The sequence below is a fragment of the Pseudoalteromonas sp. Z1A8 genome (assembly GCF_011378855.1).
Classification (GTDB): Bacteria; Pseudomonadota; Gammaproteobacteria; order Enterobacterales; family Alteromonadaceae; genus Pseudoalteromonas.
The window spans coordinates 1-20291 of the sequence record NZ_WTLB01000060.1 but is presented as its reverse complement, the minus strand read 5'-3'; the positions used below and the strand labels follow the sequence as shown (position 1 = coordinate 20291).

The window sequence follows — 20291 nt, the reverse complement described above, 5'->3', positions numbered from 1 at the left end:
TGGGTACGAGCTCACTGTCTTCCCGATGTGACAAGTGCTAGCTAAACACTCATCAAGAAGAGATACAAGGTTGGGTTGAGTGAAACGAAACCCAACGATACTTTGAAGTTAAGTGTTTTAGCTAAACTTTAATTGTATATAGAAAAGCTCTAAGCCTTTGGTTTAGGGCTTTTTTGTTTATGGCAATAAACTCTCAATCAAGCAGCATTATTTTTGTCTTAATGAATAACGTATTAACTGGATCTTCTATCTTGAAGTCATATATGTAGTCTGTTTCTTCATTAAATCTTTTTAGGTAATGATTAGCTAATGGATCGTAGCGGTCCCCATTCAACCAACTATAAAACTTCCCTAACTCATAACTTAGCTTTCGACTTAAATCTGATTTAGGCTCAAGAAGTCCGTCATTATCTAAATCTATAATATTCATCGATTGGAGGTTTATTTTTATTTCATCAATTAATAGCTCTAGCGACCTTCTGTAATTAGCAGCTTTAATTTCAAGATCTGGCTTTAAAGGCTCGGCTTCGTAAACCATAATTAAATTATCAATAACATCATTATAATAATCATTGTTTAATCTTATCTCAGACTCATTTTTTAAAATATATAACTGCTCTAAATAGGATGCTTTAGTTTCTATAGGCTGCTTAGTTAAAATCAGCTTAAAATCGTTAAATAATTTTGTTATTGCTTGAGATAAAACATCCAGATAGTTGTATCTCTCAAGAAGGAAACAAAATAGTTCGTTAGAGTTAAGAACCATAACTAAATCACTCTCACCCACTTTATTGCTATATAAGTTAACAGTAAGCTCACTATTCTCCATGTGGTTCTCGTAAGGCCAACTAGCGAACCTTTTACTATTTGTATGATTTAAGTTTACAGGATGCGCACCAAATGAGGCTCTTATAGATTTGAAATAACTGTTATCATCCTCGTCAAATAAACGATTTTTAAAACACTCTTTTTCACCGGAGAAAGGTAGCGTCTTTGGGTTTATAAACACCCGGTGTAGTTGGGTTATTGCTTCTGAAACGAGATCTATCGCAGAAATTAAAGAAAACATCTGCATTACACGCACATCAATATTTTCCTCTAATCCTGGAGGATGTTCTAAATACCTAATCGATACAGTGATCCAATCCATACAAGAGCAAATTATATTCCATTGATTTTTGCCATTTTTGTTGTGATAAGTCTTATAAACAAAACTTGAATTGGAATTTACTAGATCTCTAAAGTCAGAAATCTTGTCATCCTTGATCGCCTTTTCCATTAACTTTTACTCTGAAGCTAGTTATTAGCTCTAAAATATCACTAAAAATACAAACGTATAAAGAAAAAAGGAATCTTTTAATCTAGGCCAAAAAAATATTGGTGGTAAAATAAGCACCGAGGTAAGTAAGGTCATTAGAGGTTCGTTGGGTTTCGTTTCACTAAACCCCATTAAAATAAAATTTACATAGTTAACTTAGTGGTGATATAACTGAATGTGTTTTAGGAACGGAGTTGGTGATAAATCAAACCGTTAGCTGCCAGCTAAAAAATATTACTCAGCTAGCTTACCCTCACACCCTTTACTTAAAGAAAGTAAAAACCCTAACTAAAACAGTGTTTACCACATTTTAAATAACAAAAGCACAAGTAGGTTGTACTAATGGAAGAGTATTTAATCGTTAAACAAAAAAGTAGATATCCTATCGCTATTGCGGCTTTATTGCTGTTATTGGTTTTGGGCTATTTAATTAAAGTAGTGCTGTTCTCTGATGATATTCCTGAGCGTTATTTAAAGCCAATATTAGTCTCTCAAGTATCATTACCCAACGTATTAAAAGGGATTGGTACAATAGAGCCTACACAAAGAGAACTTTTGTCTGCGCCGCTAAAAGGCAATATCAACACACTTACAATTCGTGAAGGGCAAGCTATAAAAAAAGGCCAAGTATTAGCAAAGCTGACTAACTACGAATTGGAGCAAGATATACATAATGCGAGTTATGAGCAGCTTAATTTAGAATCCCAAGTAGCTATTGATAAAAGTAATTTAGCAATTAAGCTCTCGCAAATTAAAGTCGACTTATCAAAAGCTAAAATGGCATTGCAGCAGCAAGCACTTGAATTAAATGCTAATAAAGTTTTAATGGAACAAGGTATTATTTCTGCAATTCGCTTTAAACAAAGCGAAATGCTTTACAAGCAAAGTGAACTTGAAGTTAATGCCAAAAATGGTGAACTGAGTCTATTTAAAGAGGCATTTGATCAGCAATTAATTGCGCTTGATAACAAAGTAAACATCGCAAAAAACAAACTTAGCTATTTACAAAGGCGTCAAGAGCAACTAACACTCACAGCAAACTTTGACGGTACCGTAAGTCAAAACTTAGCTAAATTAGGTCAAGCGGTTACTCAAGGGCAATCACTGTTTGAGTTAATAGAGACCGACAACTTACTGGCTAAAATAAAAGTCCCTCAGTATTCATCTAATCAGTTACGAATAGGCCAAAAAGCAGACATAGTTACACCCAGTGGCACAATTGCAGCTAAGGTTGATTATATAGATACAGTAATAAGAAATGGCGCTATTAATGTATTTTTAGTATTAGACACTCCCCCACCATCATGGCTTAGAAGCAGCCAAGCAATAGAAGCCCATATTTATTTGGAGCAATCTTTAGTAGTTCAAAATATTAAAAAACCGAATGATTTTGATAACTACAGCAAATGGAAGGTCTACGAAATAACACCATCGAGTAAAGCTATTCTTACCAATATAAATTATAAAACGACTGAGCAAGACACCTTGAGCTTTAATGAAACGCTAAAAAGTAATTATGTATTATTACTGCCTGCTGATTATGCCACTAAAAATAACTTTGATTTAATAGGCGCTTTTAAATGAGTTATTCGCTGATAGAGTTTAATAATGTTTTTTATCAATATCCTAATACCAACGTCAATACACTTAAAGCTATAAACTTTAAAATAAACAGTGGTGACTACATTGCAATAACCGGTACTTCTGGCAGTGGTAAAAGTACCTTACTTTCTATTTTAGGCTTACTAAACTTACCTAGCCAAGGGCAATACACTATTTTAGGCACTAACACAGCAGACTTAACACCCGATGCTATTTCATCCATTAAAAACAGAGAACTTGGTTTTATATTTCAAAACTTTAATTTATTAAATCATTTAAGCGTATTTGATAACGTGGCTTTGCCACTCAGTTACAACAAATCGGTGTTAAGAAAGGATTATCAAAAAAAAGTAGAAGCTGCGCTTAATAAAGTAAATATGCTTGAATTTATTGATAGAAAGCCAAGCCAATTGTCAGGCGGGCAACAACAAAGAGTTGCTATTGCTAGAGCGTTAATAAATGAACCATCTGTTATTTTAGCCGATGAGCCAACGGGTAATTTAGATTCGAGCAATAGCGAACAAATATATCAGTTACTCAATAAGCTAAACGACGAAGGCAAAACAATTTGCTTAATAACACATGATGAAAACCATGCTAAAACAGCAAAAACGCGTTTGTATATTCAAGATGGACAGCTTAGTGCGCAAGGTTTTTGATGCTGAACTTAATTACTGATCTGACCTTAAACTGGCTAAAATATGCTAAGCAAAATACTAAATTATGGCTTAGCTGTTTGTTGCTGAGTATTCCTTTATGTTTAATTTTAAATATAAGTAACATTCATAGTCAGTTTTTATCAGCCGATTACACGGCAATAAATAACATCCAAAAGATTAAACAAGTTTATTTAAGTGACACTCAAAATGACTTGCCCGTTGATGAGTACATTTTTGATGAAATAACCGTATTGCACCAAGATTTAGTTGGCGTTTTTGAGCGTTCTATTGATTTATCATTAAAGCTTTCGGTTAATCATGATAATGAGTCTGTTAAGGTAAGCTTTATATCGGGGGGGTATAAACAATTAGGTATCATTCCTGCCTTAGGCAGCTTTGAACAATTAGATTTCCCAAAACAAGGCAGCGCACTAAGTGCCGCCATTAGCTATTCGTTTTGGCATACTCATTTTAAAGGTGTCACTGATATTATTGGCAAACAGCTTGTTGTTAATAATAAAAGCATAAACATTGTCGCTGTAATGCCAAAAGAGTTTAAAAGCTTTAAACGTGCTTATGAACCTAAACTTGTTATTCCTTACTCGCAACTTAAACGTATTTTGCCTCAAGAAAGTAGCCTGACCCCAGATACATTTACGTATATTTTAGGGCACGTTAAAAATAAAACACTCTTTTTAAGCTTGCTAAATAAGCACTTACAAAACGAAATGTTTATCTTTGATAATACCGAACTTAAGTTTAATGATGGTATTGGTGTCAACCCAACTCACTTTAATAAAATAATAAAGCGCCTAAACTTATTGCAGTTACTTTATTATATTTTGCTCTTATTTAGCTTTATTGCCTTTTGTGCATTTTACTGTGCAGAGTCAATTAAAAAGCAACAAGAAGAAACTATACGCAAATTATGCGGAGCCAATAACACACACATTTTTGTGCAGCAAATTATTGATATCGTACTCACAAGCCTACTACTTATTATTGTAATGTGCGTTTTGTATCCACTGAGCGACCGCATCAGCGCAATTTTATTACCAAGCCTGAACCAGCTAAACAGCTCTTTTTCATTATTTACGCTGGCGGTATTTTACATTGTTATTATTACTTTTTTATCGGCGCTTAGTTATTTTCAACGAAGGTGGGTACATAGCAGTATTGGACGCGGCCAAAGTGCGACAACAAGCGAAAAAGTACAAGTATTCTCATTACTTTCATTACTTACTAGCCTTGCTATTACAAGTGTTTACATTAGTAGTTTGGTTATTTACAGCCAGATTAATTTAAATAATAAAAGTATGGGTTTTAATGCAAATAATATTCTAATTGCCAGCTTTAGTTTTCCACAATCACCTAGCGAGGCCTTTAATGCAAATAACTCTGCTCAACAATTAATTCAGCAATTAAATTCACTGCCCATTATTGAAGAAGTATCACTTAGCTCTGCCCCACCACTATCAGAGCGCAGTGGGTTTAGTGCATGGTACACCGTTACCGGACAAGCTATCAGTTCGGGTAAAAGCGCCAGTACCGCAAGCCACAGAGTGAGCCCGCATTACTTTAAAACTATTGGCGCTAAGCTTATCTCTGGGCAAAGCGTGCAATGGCAACATTACCAAAACATTGTCGTTAACAGCGCTTTATGGGATCAATACTTTGCAGGCACAGAACTAAGCCAAGCTTATTTATTAGCCCAATTTGATACTGGAAAAGTAAAACATAAAGTAGTTGGCGTTGTTAATGATATTTATAATGAAGGAGCCGATACACCGGTTCAGCCCACTGTGTACAGTGTAATAAGCGCCCTGACAGGTTTTGAAGCAATTATAATTAAAACTTATGCGCCCATCACACAAGTTGAAAGTGAACTCCAAACGGCAGTAAAGGCATTAAGTGTAAACTTTAACGATTTATCACTTACCCCCCTTTCGTCTTTAGTAAAAAATGAGCAAGCCCCTAGAAATGCATTACTTATAATTACCGTTGTGTGCTCCTCAATTCTTCTACTCTCTGCGTTTTTATACAACTACAGTAGTATTAAACAACTTACGGCTAAATCATCCACAGAGCTTGCGTTAAGACGTGCTATGGGCGCTCGCAGCTACCAAATATGCTATTTATTTTTAAAGCTCTTTTTCACTGCATTTGTGATAGCCCACATAGTTATTGTTGCACTATTTTTCACCCAACATGAAAAACTACAAACTTTTTTATTTCAACAATCCGTTTTTGACCTAAATATTATACTGATAGTGCATTTAGTCATTTTGTTAGCGGTTATATGTATTATTGCTATAGAGATTAAAAAAACACTTAACAACTCGTGGAATCACTTAACTTAAGGATAAACATGTACAAATTACTACTAGCTACACTACTTATATACGGCGGAAATACATACGCTGAGCAGTACAGTTTCTCTCATTACCAAATGGTTAAATCGCCCATTAATAATACCGCACCGCAAATGTTTTTATTTAACAGCAAAGGCGAGTTGATGCATTACTCTGATAAATATTTACCAAATATTTTATCCATTTTAAAAAATAAACAAAGCCATCCTGATTCTGATTTAATTAAAAGTAATTTAGAGCAGCTATTAACAACATTGCCCGACTTTACCCAGCAAAAGTATACGTTGTTTTACACCTCAATAGATGAAGCTATAGGCCCCTGCCCGCCTTGTAGGCAACAAGAAAAAACCATCGACATGCTTAAAAGTAAGTTTTCAGATAAGCAGCTAAAGGTTCATTCAATTTCTATAATTGCCAGTGACTACGGTATATAAAAAAAATCCGCTAAATAACTTTAGCGGGCTTTTTGTTGCGAAGGTTAAATCTTTAAAAAGTTTACAGCGCGTTAAATACGTCGTCTGTTTTAGCTGCGCAAATAAAGTCGTTTTTATGTAGGCCTTTAATTGAATGGCTCCACCATGTAACGGTTACTTTGCCCCACTCGGTTAATAAACCTGGGTGATGGCCTTCGTCTTCTGCCATGTCGCCTACTTTGTTAGTAAACGCGATAGCCTGTTTAAAGTTTTTAAATTTATAAACACGCTCAAGCTGCATAATGCCGTCGCGTACTTCTGGTACCCAGTCTGGGATTTTAGTAATTAATTGCGCTAACTCTTCGTCAGATACTTTTGGCGCATCTACATGACAGGCTTCGCATTTTTGTGCACTTAATGAAGACATTCTAAATCCTTACTTTTAGCTTTTTTAGCATTAATGTTTAACTGGCTAATTTTTCTTTTGGTGGAAATTTTGGGTCGTGCAAGCCAAGCTCTTTAGCTCGCTCAACCAAAGTCATAATATCCATTTGCGATATATCAAACAGATCATGAATCGAATTTATGGTGTAGTACTGTGGTTGCATAATATCAATACGGTACGGCGTACGCAGTACATCAAGCACATTCATTGGGCTAATTTCTGGCGTATTTGAGTATACGTACTGGGTTTCACCTGGGCTTGATAAAATACCGCCGCCGTAAATACGCAGACCATCTTCGGTTTGCATTAAACCAAATTCAACCGTAAACCAGTATATACGTGCAAGGTATACACGGTCTTTTTTCTGCGCTGCGTAACCTAATTGCCCGTACTTATGCGTAAACTCGGCAAAGTCAGGATTAGTTAGCATTGCGCAATGGCCAAATATTTCATGAAAAATATCTGGCTCTTGTAGGTAGTCAAATTCTTCGCGGCTACGAATAAATGTAGCTACCGGAAACTGCTTGTTTGCCAGTAATCTAAAAAACTCATCAAAGTCGATAAGTGCAGGTACTGGCGCTACTTGCCAACCGGTAGTGGCTAGTAACACTTCGTTTAATTCGCTTAACTGCGGAATACGATCGTGCGGCAGGTTAATCTTTTTTAACCCTTGCATGTACTCATTGCAGGCTTTGCCTTCTATGCACGCAAGTTGGCGCGCTACAAGCTCAGACCAAATCTTATTTTCTTCATCACTCCAGTGTATAACACCATTTTCGTCTGGTGTTTTGGATGTGTATTTACTTGCTTTAGCCATAAGTACCTTCTTGGGTGTGCGCCCTAAATCGGTGTCAGTGTGATACTCAAATCTATTGAATATCGAATGACCCCATACTATGCAAAAGTGAAGAAAAGTTTAATAGATAAGCTAATATCAGTATTTGGCGCGATCACCCCAATCGTAAAGTTAAAATTACACCCGTGGAACATTAAAAATACAGGCCTTTAAATAAAGGCCCACAGCTTGTTTTTATATGTACACAATTAAATACACCTAGCCAATTCGAGTAAAAGCTTGGTCTAAATCACTAATAATGTCGTTAACATCTTCAAGCCCAACCGAGAGCCTGATCAGCCCATCACTTATTCCAGCGGCAGCTCGCTCCTCTGGCGTATAAGGCGAGTGGGTCATAGATGCAGGATGCTGGATCAGTGTTTCAGCGTCGCCTAGGCTTACAGCAAGTGTACAAAGTTTCATACTATCAATAAATTGCGCGCCATCTTGCAGCGTACCTTTTATTTCAAATGCAATAACACCACCAGCGGCTTTCATTTGGTTACCAATAAACTTATAACCTGGATGCGATTTAAGCCCAGGGTAATATACGGTGCTTACTTGTGGATGCGCTTCTAGATATTCGGCTATTGTTTGTGCGCTTTGACAATGACGCTCTATTCTAATGGCGAGTGTTTTTAGGCCTCGATTAATTAACCATGCATCGTGCGGGCTTATGGTTGCACCAATGTCTTTTAGTACGGTCATTTTAATGTGTGTTATGTGCTCAAGCGATCCACATACAATACCGGCGACTACGTCACCATGACCATTTAAGTACTTGGTCGCACTGTGCATTATGATGTCGATACCGTATTTTTTGGGTGATTGCAGTAACGGCGTTAAAAAGGTGTTGTCGACCACACTAATTAAATTGTGTTCTTTAGCAACTGCGCCAATCAGTGCCAAATCAATAACCGCCATAGTGGGGTTAATTGGCGTTTCAACAAATATCATTTTTGAATTAGGTTTGATGGCAGCGCGTAGTTCGTCTTCGTTGGTCATATCAACAAAAGTGACTTCGATTCCCCAGCGCGGCAACATATGCGAGAAAAACGCAAAGGTACAACCATATAAAGCACTTGAAGCAACAAGGTGATCCCCCTGCGATAAAAAGCTCAGTACTGAGGCTGATACAGCCCCCATACCTGTTGCGGTTGCAGCAGCTGCTTCACAGCTCTCTAGTTGAGCAACTTTTTGCTCAAGCTCTGTGGTTGTAGGGTTTCCTAAGCGCGTATAAATATAGCCAGGTTCGTCGCCTGCAAAACGCGCAGCACCTTGTGCGGCATTTTCAAAATGAAAGGTAGAGGTTTGATACAAAGGAGAAGTAAGTGCGCCGTGCGGGTCGTTTGCTTTTTGTGGTCCGTGAATACACTGGGTGTTTATATGATGCTTGCTCATTGTAGGCTCATTTTTTGATTATTATGTTTTTGCGATTCAACAATCAAAACGTATGCGCTTACAAACAGCAAGCATGCCGGATGCTCAGATGGCTATTTGTGTAAAAACCATGCAGCGCACGTTTGTACACAAATATTGCCACTACCCTTACTGCGTTGACTCCGCCTTTTTGCGGCTCATAATTTTACCTGCGATGCTTTGCACAGTGCCTTTTAGTAAGCTGCGTTTGTTTTCAAGCCTTGGTAATGGGCGGCTAAGCTCCATTGCTTTGTAACCAATACGTGCAGTAAAAATACCGGCGCTTACGCCCTGTGCAGCCCGTCCCGAAAGCTTACCTAAAAGCTCAGCACTTAATGCAGTTGCAGCAAGGTCAGATACAAGCTCAGCACTACCTACAAACATTACTTGTTTTATTAGCATGCGGTATAGCTTTATACGGCTTGCGTAGCCAAAACCAATGCCGTAAATTTTACCTATTTGCTCTATTAATTTAGTACCTCGCCAAAGCACGGCCATCATATCAACCAGCGCTAGTGGGCTTAGGGCAACTAGCAGTGCAGATTCGGTCGCAAAACGATTTATAAGCTTTTTAGCTTTGGTGTCTTGAGTTATTAATAAACTATTGGCGTACAGCGTCATGATTTCTTTGTCGCTGTGATGCATCGCTACTTGGTTTTTAAAGGTTTCAAAGTTATCAAGCTCTTGGTGTTTATTGAGCTTTTCGAGCCAAGGTAATGCACCGCCTACTTGCTCGCTGTTTAAAAGCCTGTCGGCTTCAACTCGGTGCAATTGGTTGCGCTTTAAACTGCGCAGCATGCGGTACTCTCGCCACAATAAGCGCCCTATTAGTAGCACGCCACTTACAACTGCTGTTAAATAAACACTGCCTAAAATAATTGACTGCTCGAAAGCAAATACTAACGAGTACGCAAACTCTAAAAGCACCAGTACTATAAAACTAATAGCAAACACGCCTTTAAGCGTTTGCCACTTTGATTTTTTGTACACAGGCTCCAGATCAATTTCTGGCTCTAATGCTTCATCTTCAAGCTCTTCGTAATCACTTTGTCCGTGCTGAATAATTTTTGCAGGTGCTAAAACGGGTTCGTTTTGCTCAATGCTTTGCGTATCTATACGACGCCCTGCTTGAAATGGTTGGTTTGACTCACTCATGTTAATTTGTCTCCTAGCAGGTACTGCATGACATGATCTAATCGAATATGTTTTAGTTGTTTATCGGGGCTCGGCATTGGAGAGAACGATAAAAACTCAAATCCCTGTGCTGGCCACTCACTTTTATTAAGCATCCGCTTGGGAGGCTGCGGCGGTAAATACGTAAGCCAATCAGGCTCGTTTAATGGTTTACCGTAAATGCAATCAAGCGTTTGGCCTTTGTCGGTAATTTGGCGCGGCTGCGTGGCTGTAATTGACGACATAGCCATGGTTTCTATTTGCACACCATCAAACTTTAAATGATTACTCTGTTCATGCACGAGCGAATCAAGCAGTAGTGCTAAATCTTTATGGTGTTTTGCACTTATGTGATCTGACTTATTAGCTGCAAATAATATTTTATCTATGTTTGGTTTAAATAAACGTTTAAAAAAACCTGACTCACCATAGTTAAAGTGCGCGAGTAATTGGTTTATTACACTACTTTGCTCTTGTAGGGTTTCATGCCCTTCGTTTAGTGCACTCAGTACATCGACAAGTACGATTTGGCGATCAAAGTGCCTAAAATGCTCATTATAAAATGGTTTTACAACTTCTTTTATATAGGCGTTAAAGCGCTTAATTAAATGCGCTAAATTAGAACCCGCAACAACATCGTCACTGTTTATTTCACCCGATACTGGAAAAAACAATAATAATGGCGCGCCTTGTAAGTCGCCAGGCATAAGCATGCGCCCGGGTTGTAACATGGCAAGTTTGGTATCTTTTTTAAGCCCGACTAACATGCTTTGATAAAGCTGAGCAATATGAGCAAGTGCGTTTTCATCTACAGGCGCATTTAAATCAAGTTGCTCAACAGCAGCTAGAAAATCACTTGATGTATTTACACGCGAAGGCTGAGTTAGTAACGGATATTGCTGCTCGCACCATTGAGAATAGCTTTGTTCAAGCATAGGTAAATCAAGAAGCCATTCACCCGGGTAGTCAATAATATCTAAATAAAGCGTTGATTGCGGCGAAAAGTGCCCACGCAGCCCTGCATTACTCTGATACTTTATTGCTAAGCGCAGAGTATTGATACGCTCGGTAGATGCAGGCCACGTAGGCATCCCATCGCTGGGTAATAATGAACTTAGCGCGCGCGTATAATTAAACGTAGGGACTTTTAACGCTTCTTGCGGCACGACTTTAGTGGCCACATGGCGGTGCTCGCGCATTACATCAAAAAAAGGTAAGTTTTTATCGTCCGCTTGGGTTGTTAAGTGTTTAACAAGCGCGGTAATAAAGGCTGTTTTACCACTACCACTTAGGCCAGTTACGGCAAGCTTTACGTGTTGGTCTAAACTGCGATGAAGGGCTTTTTGTGCTTTGCCTTTAATACTTTTAAAGGTCTTTTTTGCAAATGATTGGCTCATAAAGTGTCTTGCACCTAATTTGCCGTAATTTATCACGCTGCAAATAAGGTGCTATTAAATCCTTTAAAGTTTGTTAATTTCACGGCTCACCGTAAACTCGCTTGAAGTTACATGGCGCTCCATATCTTGAAGGCGAGTATCTACACGCGTTAAACGCTCTTTTAAATCTTGCAATGCGCGGCGCGGTGGCTCGCCCTTTTGCCATACTTTAAATTTTACTTCTAGCGGATCGTCATGTTTAGTTGAGCTTTTAGTTTGCACTGTTACGGGCTCTTTTTTATCTAAAATGAACCAAGCTGCAATATACGCTACCACAAATAATGGGCCACCCGTTAGCAGTACCGCACTAACAAATATAATGCGAACTAACCATAACTCCATATTAAAGTAGTCACTTAATCCCGCACATACGCCGGCTATTTTACCGCGTTGTGGGTCTCTTAATAATTCGCGTTTGGCACTCATACTTTGCGTCTCCATTGTGGTGACTCTTGATCAAGCAATGCTTCTAGTGTTTCGACTCTGTCGGCCATTTTTTCGGCTTTATGTGCAAGCTCAAGTAACTGGCGATGTTCGTGTTCACTTAAACCTTGGCTTACTTGTTTTTTGCTACGGTAATGTAAAATTAACCACAGCGGTGCAACAAAAATCATAAACAAGATAAATGGTGCAACTAGTATCTCTGGATCAAACATAATCCTCTCCTGACAATCCGTTTTGATGCTTTTAAGCAGTGGGGTACTTTAAGTACCCCTTTATAAGTTATTTATCAGCTAGCTTCTTTTTAAGTTCGGCTAGCTCATCATCTATCTTTTCATTTTTTTGTAGATTAGCAATTTCGTCCGCTAACGTCTTTTTACCTAAATCGTAAGACTCAATTTGAGATTCTAGTCCATCAATTTTAGTTTCGTAACGTTCAAAGCGATTAAGTGCGTCTTCTACTTTTGAGCTATCAAGTGTCTTTTTCACTTCAAGGCGCGACTCAGCCGAACGTTGGCGAAGTATAATTGCCTTTTGACGAGATTTCGCATCTGCTAGCTTTTCTTGTAGTGTCGTTACTTCTTGCTGTAGTTTCTCAATATGAGACTCTACATGTTCAAGTTCACTAGCGACTGAAGCAACGGCATCTGCCGACTTTTGCTTTTCAAGTAGGGCTGAACGCGCTAAATCGTCGCGGTCTTTACTTAAAGCCAGTTCGGCTTTATCTTGCCAATCGCTTACCTGTGCTTTAAGCGTATCTAAGCGGCGTACAATTTCTTTTTTCTCAGCTAATGTTTTAGCTGATGTAGAACGTACTTCAACAAGCGTATCTTCCATTTCTTGAATAATCAGACGAACCATTTTTTCTGGGTCTTCTGCTTTATCTAAAATGGCGTTGATATTAGAATTAACAATATCTGCAAAACGTGAAAAAATTCCCATAACATTTACCTCTGTAATTAAAACTTAGTTAGTCTGCTATAACTAGTATCAATATGCTTGCCAACTTTTTAAAAGTTAAAATACACTTTATTTTCATTACGTTAAACTAAATATACAAATTTCTTTAGTTATCCCTACTTATGAAATACACTAACTGTTAGTAAAAATGACCAAGAGTTAGGAAATATGAGCCAATATCGCCAACAGGATAATTTACTCGGCCAATCAGATAGCTTTCTGTCTGTATTAGATCAGGTATCGCAACTGGCTAATTTAGATAAACCGGTACTTATTATTGGTGAACGCGGCACAGGTAAAGAGCTAATAGCAGCACGCTTACACTTTTTATCAAAACGCTGGGATCAAAACTACGTAAAGCTTAACTGTGCAGCGCTTAACGAAAACCTACTCGAAAGTGAGTTATTTGGCCACGAAAGCGGTGCTTTTACGGGGGCAAGTAAACGCCACGAAGGTCGTTTTGAACGCGCTAATAGCGGCACACTGTTTTTAGATGAACTAGCTAACACCTCCGCTATGGTACAAGAAAAACTGCTGCGCGTTATAGAATACGGTGAGTTTGAGCGTGTTGGCGGCAAACAAACTGTAAAAGTAGATACACGCTTAGTGTGTGCTACAAACGAAGATCTTCCTTATTTAGCTGAGCAAGGTGAATTTAGAAGTGACTTACTCGATCGCCTCGCCTTTGATGTAATTACCCTGCCGCCACTGCGCGAACGCCAAGACGATATTATGCTGCTTGCTGAACAATTTGCGATGAATATGGCGCGCGATTTAGAATGGGAACTCTTTAGCGGTTTTACCCGAAGCGCAACAGAAACACTGCTTAGTTATGATTGGCCTGGTAATATTCGCGAACTTAAAAATGTGGTTGAACGAAGTTTGTATCGCCACGGTAGTGAACATATCCCCGTTCACCAGATTATTTTAGACCCATTCGATAGCCCATTTAGACCAAAAGCGCGCATTAAAGCACCTATAGCGGCTCAAACAGTTAATGCAGAGCCTATTGTAGTTGCGCAGCCGATTGCTCAAGCAAGCGCAGATATAACCCTTGATATTCAATTTCCGTGTAGCTTAAAAGAGCGTTCAAACGACTTTGAAATAAACATGATTAATAAAGCGCTCGAACATAGCCAATTTAATCAAAAGAAAACTGCAGAAGTACTTGGTTTAACGTATCATCAATTACGTGGTTATCTTAAAAAATACAACTTGTTGGATCAACAATAGTCAGAGGTTATGCGGGTGCATAAATTATTACTTGTTTTGCTTGCCACCACTTTAGTTGGTTGCCTTGATAGCAAAGAAGAAATCATAGAAGAAAAAAACCAAGGCTTAGTTTACTGCGCTGAAGCCAACCCTGTGTCGTTTAATCCGCAAGTCACGACCACCGGTTCAACTATTGATATAATTGCTAACCAATTATACGACCGCTTAATTAGTATTGACCCTGTCACTGCAGAGTTTCAAAGTGAGCTGGCAACCGACTGGAAAATTAGTAAAGATGGTAAATCGGTTACCTTTACCCTGCGTAAAGATGTAAAGTTTCATACTACTTCTTATTTTACCCCCTCGCGGGATTTTAACGCCGACGACGTTATATTTACCTTTAGCCGATTATTCGATGTATACAATCCATATCACTTTGTGGGCGATGCCAATTACCCGTATTTTCAAAGTGTGGGGATTGATCAACTTATTCGTAAAATTGTCCGCGTGTCTGACTATCAAGTCCGTTTTGAATTGTTTAATCCTGAAAGTAGCTTTTTAGCCAATATGGCTACCGACTTTGCTGTGGTGCTTTCAGAAGAATACGCCATGAAACTTAAGAAAAACAATCAAAAAAACTTATTTGATCAGTACCCGATTGGCACAGGCCCGTATATTTATAAAGAGTATCGTCGAGATCACCTTGTACGCTTTTACCGTAACCCACTTTATTGGAAGCACGATGTAGCACTTGAACAATTGGTTTACGACATAACACCCAATGGCACTGCGCGCATAGCCAAAATGCTGACTAAAGAGTGCGATGTAACGGCTCATCCAAGTAGTGCGCAATTAAGTATTTTAGCGCAACGCGATGATATAAATATCGAAAAAGAAACAAACTTAAATATAGGTTATTGGGCGTTTAATACAGAACGTGCCCCGTTTGACGATTTACGCGTACGCCAAGCGCTTGCGCATGCAATAGATGTAGATAAAATAATGCAGGCGGTTTATTACGGTAACGGTACTCGCGCACAATCTATTTTGCCACCAACCTCTTGGGCATTTGAGCCACAAGAAGATATTCCTACGTTTGATCCAGAACTTGCTAAAAAGTTACTTATTGAAGCAGGCTTACCTGATGGCTTTGATATGACAATATGGGCTATGCCTGTGAGTCGTATTTATAACCCTAACGCACGTAAAATGGCTGAGCTTATGCAAAGTGATTTACGCAAAGTGGGCGTTAATGTAAGCATTGTAGAATATGAGTGGAACACGTTTATTCAGCGTATTGGCGAGCACAGGCACGACAGCGTGTTACTTGGTTGGGCGGCAGATACACCCGATCCTGATAACTTTTTTAGCCCACTGCTCAGTTGTACCGCTACTTTTAGTGGCAAAAACCCAGCAAACTGGTGTAATCCCCAATTTGATTTATTGCTTACTCAAGCACTCGACACCACTGATTTAAACAAACGTAAAAAATACTACGACGATGCACAAAGTTTGATTATTAAAGAGCTGCCGTTATTGCCTATTGCTCATGGCCTGCGCTTTCAAGCGAGTAGCGCCGATGTGGAAGGCATAACACTTGGCCCGTTTGGCGCTATTTCGCTTGCCAATGCGAGGAAAAAATAATGATCTTAGATTATATTTTACGCCGCCTTGGTTTATTCCTTTTTATGATACTAATGCTTAGTGTATTTACGTTTTCGCTAGCGTATTTATTTCCCGGTGATCCACTCAGTAATTTAAGTGGCATACCGAGCAGTAACTTTGCACAGCATAGTGAGCTTGAAGACAAATATTTATACAACAGCAATTACTTTATGCAATACATTGCCTTTTTAGGGCGAATATTTCAGGGTGATTGGGGGTTTTCGTTTGCCTCGGGTAACAGCGTCTTTAGCCATATTGTTGATTTGCTACCGGCCACTTTAGAGCTAAGTATTTATGCTTTAATTGTATCGGTTGTTGTTGGTGTACCTTCGGGTATTTTAGGCTCTGGCTATCATAAACGTTGGCCCGACAAGCTTATAAACTCGACCACTATGGTTGGGTATTCGATGCCTGTATTTTGGCTCGCATTATTGTTAATTATGGTTTTTTCATTAAAGCTTGGCTGGTTTCCTATGTCGGGCAGAATGGGACTACTTTACGAAATACCCGCAAATACTGGATTTATTTTAATTGATATTGCACTTGCTGGCTTTCCGTATAAAGGCATGGCTTTTATTGATGCGCTGCGCCACTTAACACTTCCGACTATTGTACTGGCTATGTATCCAACCACGGTATTAGTGCGCTTTACTCGCGAGTCGATGCTTAAAGTAATGGATCAAAACTTTATTAAAACAGCTAGGGCAAAAGGCCTTAACCGCCGTCAACTTATCATGCACCATGCACTGCGTAATGCATTACTGCCGGTAATTAAGCAAATTGGTTTGCAATTTAGTACGCTAATAACGCTTGCGATGATTACCGAAGTTATTTTTTCGTGGCCGGGTATTGGCCGATGGCTAATCGATAGTATTTATCAGCGTGACTTTCCTGCAATTCAAGGCGGATTAATGGCGGTATCTTTATTTGTTATTTTAGCTTCTATTACAGCTGAACTTACTTACACTTTATTCGATCCACTCTCGCGGAATCAGGCTCATGGCAAAGTTTAATTTATTTTCTGAAGAGTCGAATAAATCGCCACTCGCGCGACTTTGGCGAAAGTTTAAAAATAACCACCCTGCTTTGGTTGGTTTATGGATATTTATAGCGTTTGCACTATTAGCCGCCACTGCTCCTTTTTTAGCCCCGTATGGTGTAAATCAACAACACAGTGATGCACTACTTATTCCACCATCGTGGCGAGAAATGGGCGATGTACGCTTTCTTTTAGGTACCGATGATTTAGGCCGTGATGTACTCTCGCGCTTAATGAATGGGGCTACGTATACGTTTGGCCTTTCTGTTGTAGCCGCCCTAATCACCACTATTTTTGGTGTATTAGTGGGTACTTTTGCAGGGATTAGTAAAGGGCTGCGTTCAAGCTTTTTAAATCATTTGCTTGATATAACGCTTTCTATTCCTTCTTTGTTATTGGCAATAATAATAATCGCCATACTCGGCCCAGGTTTAATGAATACCGTATGGGCCATTATTTTAGCGTTACTGCCGCAGTTTATTCACTCAGTGCGTAACCTGATTGTTGATGAATTAAGTAAAGATTACATTACTGCGTTTAAACTCGATGGCGCATCTAATTGGCATATTATATCGCGCGGTATTTTCCCTAATATTTATGAGCATATTGTGGTTATATTCACGATGGCGCTTTCTACCGCTATATTAGATATTTCAGCACTGGGATTTTTAAAATTAGGGGCTCAGCCACCAACGACCGAATGGGGCGCAATATTAGCCGAAAATCTAGGCCTTATTTATTTAGCGCCGTGGACTGTAGCGCTGCCTGGTGTACTACTATTTTTAGCTGTGTTATCTACTAATTTAGTAGGCGATGGCCTGCGACAAGTGCTTAAAGCACGTAAGGCTGATTAAATGCAATTACTCGATGTTCGTAACTTAACAATTGAACTACGTACCTCTGAAACTGTAATTAGAGCAGTAGACAGAGTGAGTTTTAGCTTAAAAGAAGGCGAAGTACATGCGCTTGTAGGCGAGTCTGGCTCTGGTAAAAGCCTAATAGCAAAAGCGATTATTGGTGTATTGAACGAACGCTGGGATATTACTGCCGACCGTATACATTGGCGCGGCGTAGACTTAATGCGTTTAAGCCCAGAAAAGCGCCGTAAAATAGTAAGCCAAGATATAGCGATGATCTATCAAGATCCAAGTCGCTGCCTTGATCCAACCGCTAAAATATTTGACCAAATTGCCGAAACACTCCCAGAGGTCGCAACTAAAGGTTTCTTTTTAAAACGCAACCGCGAAAGAAAAGACAGAGTAAAAGCACTTATTCATAAAGTGGGTATTAAAAACCACGAAGCGGTACTAAGCAGTTACCCTCATGAGCTCTCAGAAGGCGTATGCCAAAAAGTAATGATTGCAATGGCCATTGCTCGCACGCCTAAGTTATTAATAGCTGATGAGCCAACTACAGCGCTTGAAAGCACAACTCGCGCACAAGTATTTAGGTTATTAAAAAGCTTAAACCAGCTTAAAAACATGTCTATTTTAATGATTTCTCATGAACTTGAAGAGATTGCACATTGGTCACATGGTATTCATGTTTTATATTGCGGGCAAATGGTTGAAGCAGGTCCAACTCATGAAATATTTAAACAGCCTCGCCACCCTTATACGCAAGCATTACTAAAAAGCCTGCCAGACTACGAACAAGGTTTAGCGCATAAAGAACCTTTTTATGCCCTTAAAGGAACTATCCCTACCCTGCAACATTTGCCTATTGGCTGCCGCCTCGGGCCGCGCTGCCCACAAGCGCAAAAAGCCTGCGTGGTAACTCCCACCCTTACTAAGCATCATGGTCATAGTTATGCCTGCCATTTCCCGTTAATTAAGGACATGAAATAATGCAGCCGCTACTTAAAGTACAAGCGCTATCAAAAACATTTAATGTGCGAGCTGGGCTTTTTTCACGTAAAAAATTTGAAGTACTTAAGAATATTTCATTTTCTGTGGGTAAAGGCGAAAGTATAGCCATAATTGGTGAAACAGGTGCAGGTAAAAGTACGTTAGCAAAACTACTTTCAGGAGCTGATACTGCTGATAGCGGGCAAATTTTGCTCGAAAATAATATTATTGAAGACAATGGCATACGCGATAATCAATGTCGCCATATTCGTATGATTTTTCAAGACTCTGCTGCATCGCTCAACCCGGGGTTAACCATTGGCGAAATGCTTGATGATTGCCTGCAATATAATACTGAGCTTGATGAAGCCGAACGAACTGAGAAGATTGATGCAACGCTCTCAAAGGTGGGTTTGTTAATCGATCATAAACACTACTACCCGCATATGTTTAGTGTGGGGCAATTACAACGTGTAGCATTTTCTCGCGCATTAATTTTAGATCCTAAGGTGATTGTGCTCGATGAAGCCGTTTCGTCTTTAGACCCTTCTATACGTGCGCAAATAGTGAATTTATTACTTAAGCTGCAGCGCGATACAGGCCTTACGTACGTCATGATCACCCATCATTTAAGCCTAGTGCGTCATATCAGTGATTATGTGGTTGTACTCGATAAAGGCGAAGTAGTTGAATACGGCCCGACTGAAGATGTTTTTCAAAACCCTCAATCAAAAGTAACGCAGCGATTACTTAGCTGCTAAAAACAGCTTATAAATTTATACCTTTTTTGTAAGGTAACCGTATTTAGATGGGTCTTGTTGTTAACTTTATTTAATTAACAAGAGACCTCATGCTTAAAAACACGTTATTGCTTAGCCTTTCCCCCTTACTCCTTTTGTCTGCCTCAGCCATTGCTGATACATCAAAAAACGTTAAAAATTGGGTTGGCGGTGTTGATCACCTTGGTTTAACAGTGTCCAATTTAGATTCATCTAAAGTGTTTTTTACAGATGTACTTGGTTTTAAAGTGCTGGGAAATGACCCAACCTATCCTGCTTATTTTTTATCTAATAACAAAATAACTATTACACTGTGGCGCGTTAAAAATGATGACAAGCGTGTAGAGTTTAATCGGGCAGAAAATGTCGGCTTACACCATTTAGCTCTCAGTGTTGAAAGTATCAAAAAGTTAAGCGAGCTACATGCACACTTAAAAATGCAAAATAATATTATTATAGAGTTTGCACCAGAAAACTTAGGAAAAGGCCCAACGCAACATATGATGATTAGAGAGCCTAGTGGTAATCGTATTGAGTTTATTGCCAGAGGTAATTAATACCCACTTTATTCAAGAAAATAAAAAAGGCGCTTTAAAAGCTGTCTCTTGATCACAAGTCTGGCTCAAGAGATTTTGCTAAATCGTAGCCTTCCAGGATGGCTTGTAACTTAAGCCAT

At 39.1% G+C, this 20291-nt stretch carries 20 protein-coding genes; 11 read left to right on the top strand and 9 right to left on the bottom strand.

Features of this window, described 5'->3' with window-relative positions; translation table 11 throughout:
• Positions 1–193 precede the first annotated feature (193 nt).
• The gene (locus GQR55_RS17590) at positions 194–1279 is read right to left on the bottom strand and encodes a hypothetical protein (RefSeq protein ID WP_165728527.1); all 1086 of its coding nucleotides are present in this window, start codon (positions 1277–1279) and stop codon (positions 194–196) included.
• Positions 1280–1660: 381 nt separating this feature from the next.
• Between GQR55_RS17590 and GQR55_RS17585 the strand changes: the two genes are divergently transcribed.
• From GQR55_RS17585 to GQR55_RS17570, 4 genes are read left to right on the top strand one after another with little or no spacing between them, the layout of a single operon-like run.
• Entirely contained in the window at positions 1661–2902 is a 1242-nt protein-coding gene (locus GQR55_RS17585) for an HlyD family efflux transporter periplasmic adaptor subunit (RefSeq protein ID WP_166421621.1), read from the top strand.
• A complete protein-coding gene (locus GQR55_RS17580; RefSeq protein WP_166421620.1) occupies positions 2899–3579 on the top strand; it encodes an ABC transporter ATP-binding protein in 681 nt (226 codons plus the stop codon). The genes GQR55_RS17585 and GQR55_RS17580 overlap by 4 nt, the downstream gene beginning before the upstream one ends.
• The gene (locus GQR55_RS17575) at positions 3579–5939 is read left to right on the top strand and encodes an ABC transporter permease (RefSeq protein ID WP_166421619.1); all 2361 of its coding nucleotides are present in this window, start codon (positions 3579–3581) and stop codon (positions 5937–5939) included. The genes GQR55_RS17580 and GQR55_RS17575 overlap by 1 nt, the downstream gene beginning before the upstream one ends.
• A gap of 8 nt (positions 5940–5947) precedes the next feature.
• Positions 5948–6385 (top strand): hypothetical protein, encoded by a 438-nt coding sequence (locus GQR55_RS17570; RefSeq protein WP_166421618.1) that lies wholly within the window; start codon positions 5948–5950, stop codon positions 6383–6385.
• A gap of 61 nt (positions 6386–6446) precedes the next feature.
• Here the strand turns inward: GQR55_RS17570 and GQR55_RS17565 are convergent, their stop codons facing one another.
• The 8 genes from GQR55_RS17565 to pspA form a co-directional block, all read right to left on the bottom strand.
• The gene (locus GQR55_RS17565; protein ID WP_002958326.1) at positions 6447–6791 is read right to left on the bottom strand and encodes a 4a-hydroxytetrahydrobiopterin dehydratase; all 345 of its coding nucleotides are present in this window, start codon (positions 6789–6791) and stop codon (positions 6447–6449) included.
• Positions 6792–6828: 37 nt separating this feature from the next.
• Positions 6829–7626, bottom strand: a complete 798-nt coding sequence (gene phhA, locus GQR55_RS17560) for a phenylalanine 4-monooxygenase (RefSeq protein ID WP_002958327.1) — start codon at positions 7624–7626, stop codon at positions 6829–6831.
• A 237-nt stretch (positions 7627–7863) separates the two neighbouring features.
• The gene (gene megL / locus GQR55_RS17555) at positions 7864–9045 is read right to left on the bottom strand and encodes a methionine gamma-lyase (protein ID WP_166421617.1); all 1182 of its coding nucleotides are present in this window, start codon (positions 9043–9045) and stop codon (positions 7864–7866) included.
• Positions 9046–9192: 147 nt separating this feature from the next.
• Positions 9193–10218, bottom strand: coding sequence for a TIGR01620 family protein (locus tag GQR55_RS17550; protein WP_166421616.1), 1026 nt, complete (start codon positions 10216–10218; stop codon positions 9193–9195).
• Positions 10215–11633, bottom strand: a complete 1419-nt coding sequence (locus GQR55_RS17545) for a YcjX family protein (protein WP_166421615.1) — start codon at positions 11631–11633, stop codon at positions 10215–10217. The genes GQR55_RS17550 and GQR55_RS17545 overlap by 4 nt, the downstream gene beginning before the upstream one ends.
• Positions 11634–11696: 63 nt before the next feature.
• On the bottom strand, positions 11697–12098 hold the full coding sequence (gene pspC, locus GQR55_RS17540) for an envelope stress response membrane protein PspC (RefSeq protein WP_166421614.1): 402 nt from the start codon (positions 12096–12098) through the stop codon (positions 11697–11699).
• Positions 12095–12328 carry an envelope stress response membrane protein PspB gene (pspB, locus tag GQR55_RS17535; RefSeq protein ID WP_024612319.1) on the bottom strand — a complete coding sequence of 78 codons (234 nt, stop codon included), beginning with the start codon at positions 12326–12328 and terminating at the stop codon, positions 12095–12097. The genes pspC and pspB overlap by 4 nt, the downstream gene beginning before the upstream one ends.
• 67 nt (positions 12329–12395) lie before the next feature.
• On the bottom strand, positions 12396–13055 hold the full coding sequence (gene pspA / locus GQR55_RS17530) for a phage shock protein PspA (RefSeq protein WP_002958333.1): 660 nt from the start codon (positions 13053–13055) through the stop codon (positions 12396–12398).
• 186 nt (positions 13056–13241) lie between these two features.
• Here pspA and pspF point away from each other — a divergent pair, with 186 nt between their 5' ends.
• From pspF to GQR55_RS17495, 7 genes are all read left to right on the top strand, one after another.
• Positions 13242–14306 carry a phage shock protein operon transcriptional activator gene (pspF, locus tag GQR55_RS17525; RefSeq protein WP_166421613.1) on the top strand — a complete coding sequence of 355 codons (1065 nt, stop codon included), beginning with the start codon at positions 13242–13244 and terminating at the stop codon, positions 14304–14306.
• 15 nt (positions 14307–14321) lie between these two features.
• Positions 14322–15929, top strand: a complete 1608-nt coding sequence (locus GQR55_RS17520) for an ABC transporter substrate-binding protein (RefSeq protein ID WP_166421612.1) — start codon at positions 14322–14324, stop codon at positions 15927–15929.
• Entirely contained in the window at positions 15929–16963 is a 1035-nt protein-coding gene (locus GQR55_RS17515) for an ABC transporter permease (protein ID WP_166421611.1), read from the top strand. Before GQR55_RS17520 ends, GQR55_RS17515 begins: the two co-directional genes overlap by 1 nt.
• On the top strand, positions 16950–17843 hold the full coding sequence (locus tag GQR55_RS17510) for an ABC transporter permease subunit (RefSeq protein WP_166421610.1): 894 nt from the start codon (positions 16950–16952) through the stop codon (positions 17841–17843). Before GQR55_RS17515 ends, GQR55_RS17510 begins: the two co-directional genes overlap by 14 nt.
• A complete protein-coding gene (locus tag GQR55_RS17505) occupies positions 17844–18836 on the top strand; it encodes an oligopeptide/dipeptide ABC transporter ATP-binding protein (RefSeq protein ID WP_166421609.1) in 993 nt (330 codons plus the stop codon).
• Positions 18836–19597, top strand: coding sequence for an ATP-binding cassette domain-containing protein (locus tag GQR55_RS17500; protein WP_166421608.1), 762 nt, complete (start codon positions 18836–18838; stop codon positions 19595–19597). The genes GQR55_RS17505 and GQR55_RS17500 overlap by 1 nt, the downstream gene beginning before the upstream one ends.
• Positions 19598–19686: 89 nt before the next feature.
• Positions 19687–20172 (top strand): VOC family protein, encoded by a 486-nt coding sequence (locus GQR55_RS17495; protein ID WP_166421607.1) that lies wholly within the window; start codon positions 19687–19689, stop codon positions 20170–20172.
• Positions 20173–20291 lie beyond the last annotated feature (119 nt).

Bases quoted from the DNA above. Each gene is read 5' to 3' on its own strand.
- GQR55_RS17590 (WP_165728527.1), bottom strand. From the start codon at position 1,279: ATGGAAAAGGCGATCAAGGATGACAAGATTTCTGACTTTAGAGATCTA.
- GQR55_RS17585 (WP_166421621.1), top strand. From the start codon at position 1,661: ATGGAAGAGTATTTAATCGTTAAACAAAAAAGTAGATATCCTATCGCT.
- GQR55_RS17580 (WP_166421620.1), top strand. From the start codon at position 2,899: ATGAGTTATTCGCTGATAGAGTTTAATAATGTTTTTTATCAATATCCT.
- GQR55_RS17575 (WP_166421619.1), top strand. From the start codon at position 3,579: ATGCTGAACTTAATTACTGATCTGACCTTAAACTGGCTAAAATATGCT.
- GQR55_RS17570 (WP_166421618.1), top strand. From the start codon at position 5,948: ATGTACAAATTACTACTAGCTACACTACTTATATACGGCGGAAATACA.
- GQR55_RS17565 (WP_002958326.1), bottom strand. From the start codon at position 6,791: ATGTCTTCATTAAGTGCACAAAAATGCGAAGCCTGTCATGTAGATGCG.
- phhA (WP_002958327.1), bottom strand. From the start codon at position 7,626: ATGGCTAAAGCAAGTAAATACACATCCAAAACACCAGACGAAAATGGT.
- megL (WP_166421617.1), bottom strand. From the start codon at position 9,045: ATGAGCAAGCATCATATAAACACCCAGTGTATTCACGGACCACAAAAA.
- GQR55_RS17550 (WP_166421616.1), bottom strand. From the start codon at position 10,218: ATGAGTGAGTCAAACCAACCATTTCAAGCAGGGCGTCGTATAGATACG.
- GQR55_RS17545 (WP_166421615.1), bottom strand. From the start codon at position 11,633: ATGAGCCAATCATTTGCAAAAAAGACCTTTAAAAGTATTAAAGGCAAA.
- pspC (WP_166421614.1), bottom strand. From the start codon at position 12,098: ATGAGTGCCAAACGCGAATTATTAAGAGACCCACAACGCGGTAAAATA.
- pspB (WP_024612319.1), bottom strand. From the start codon at position 12,328: ATGTTTGATCCAGAGATACTAGTTGCACCATTTATCTTGTTTATGATT.
- pspA (WP_002958333.1), bottom strand. From the start codon at position 13,055: ATGGGAATTTTTTCACGTTTTGCAGATATTGTTAATTCTAATATCAAC.
- pspF (WP_166421613.1), top strand. From the start codon at position 13,242: ATGAGCCAATATCGCCAACAGGATAATTTACTCGGCCAATCAGATAGC.
- GQR55_RS17515 (WP_166421611.1), top strand. From the start codon at position 15,929: ATGATCTTAGATTATATTTTACGCCGCCTTGGTTTATTCCTTTTTATG.
- GQR55_RS17510 (WP_166421610.1), top strand. From the start codon at position 16,950: ATGGCAAAGTTTAATTTATTTTCTGAAGAGTCGAATAAATCGCCACTC.
- GQR55_RS17505 (WP_166421609.1), top strand. From the start codon at position 17,844: ATGCAATTACTCGATGTTCGTAACTTAACAATTGAACTACGTACCTCT.
- GQR55_RS17500 (WP_166421608.1), top strand. From the start codon at position 18,836: ATGCAGCCGCTACTTAAAGTACAAGCGCTATCAAAAACATTTAATGTG.
- GQR55_RS17495 (WP_166421607.1), top strand. From the start codon at position 19,687: ATGCTTAAAAACACGTTATTGCTTAGCCTTTCCCCCTTACTCCTTTTG.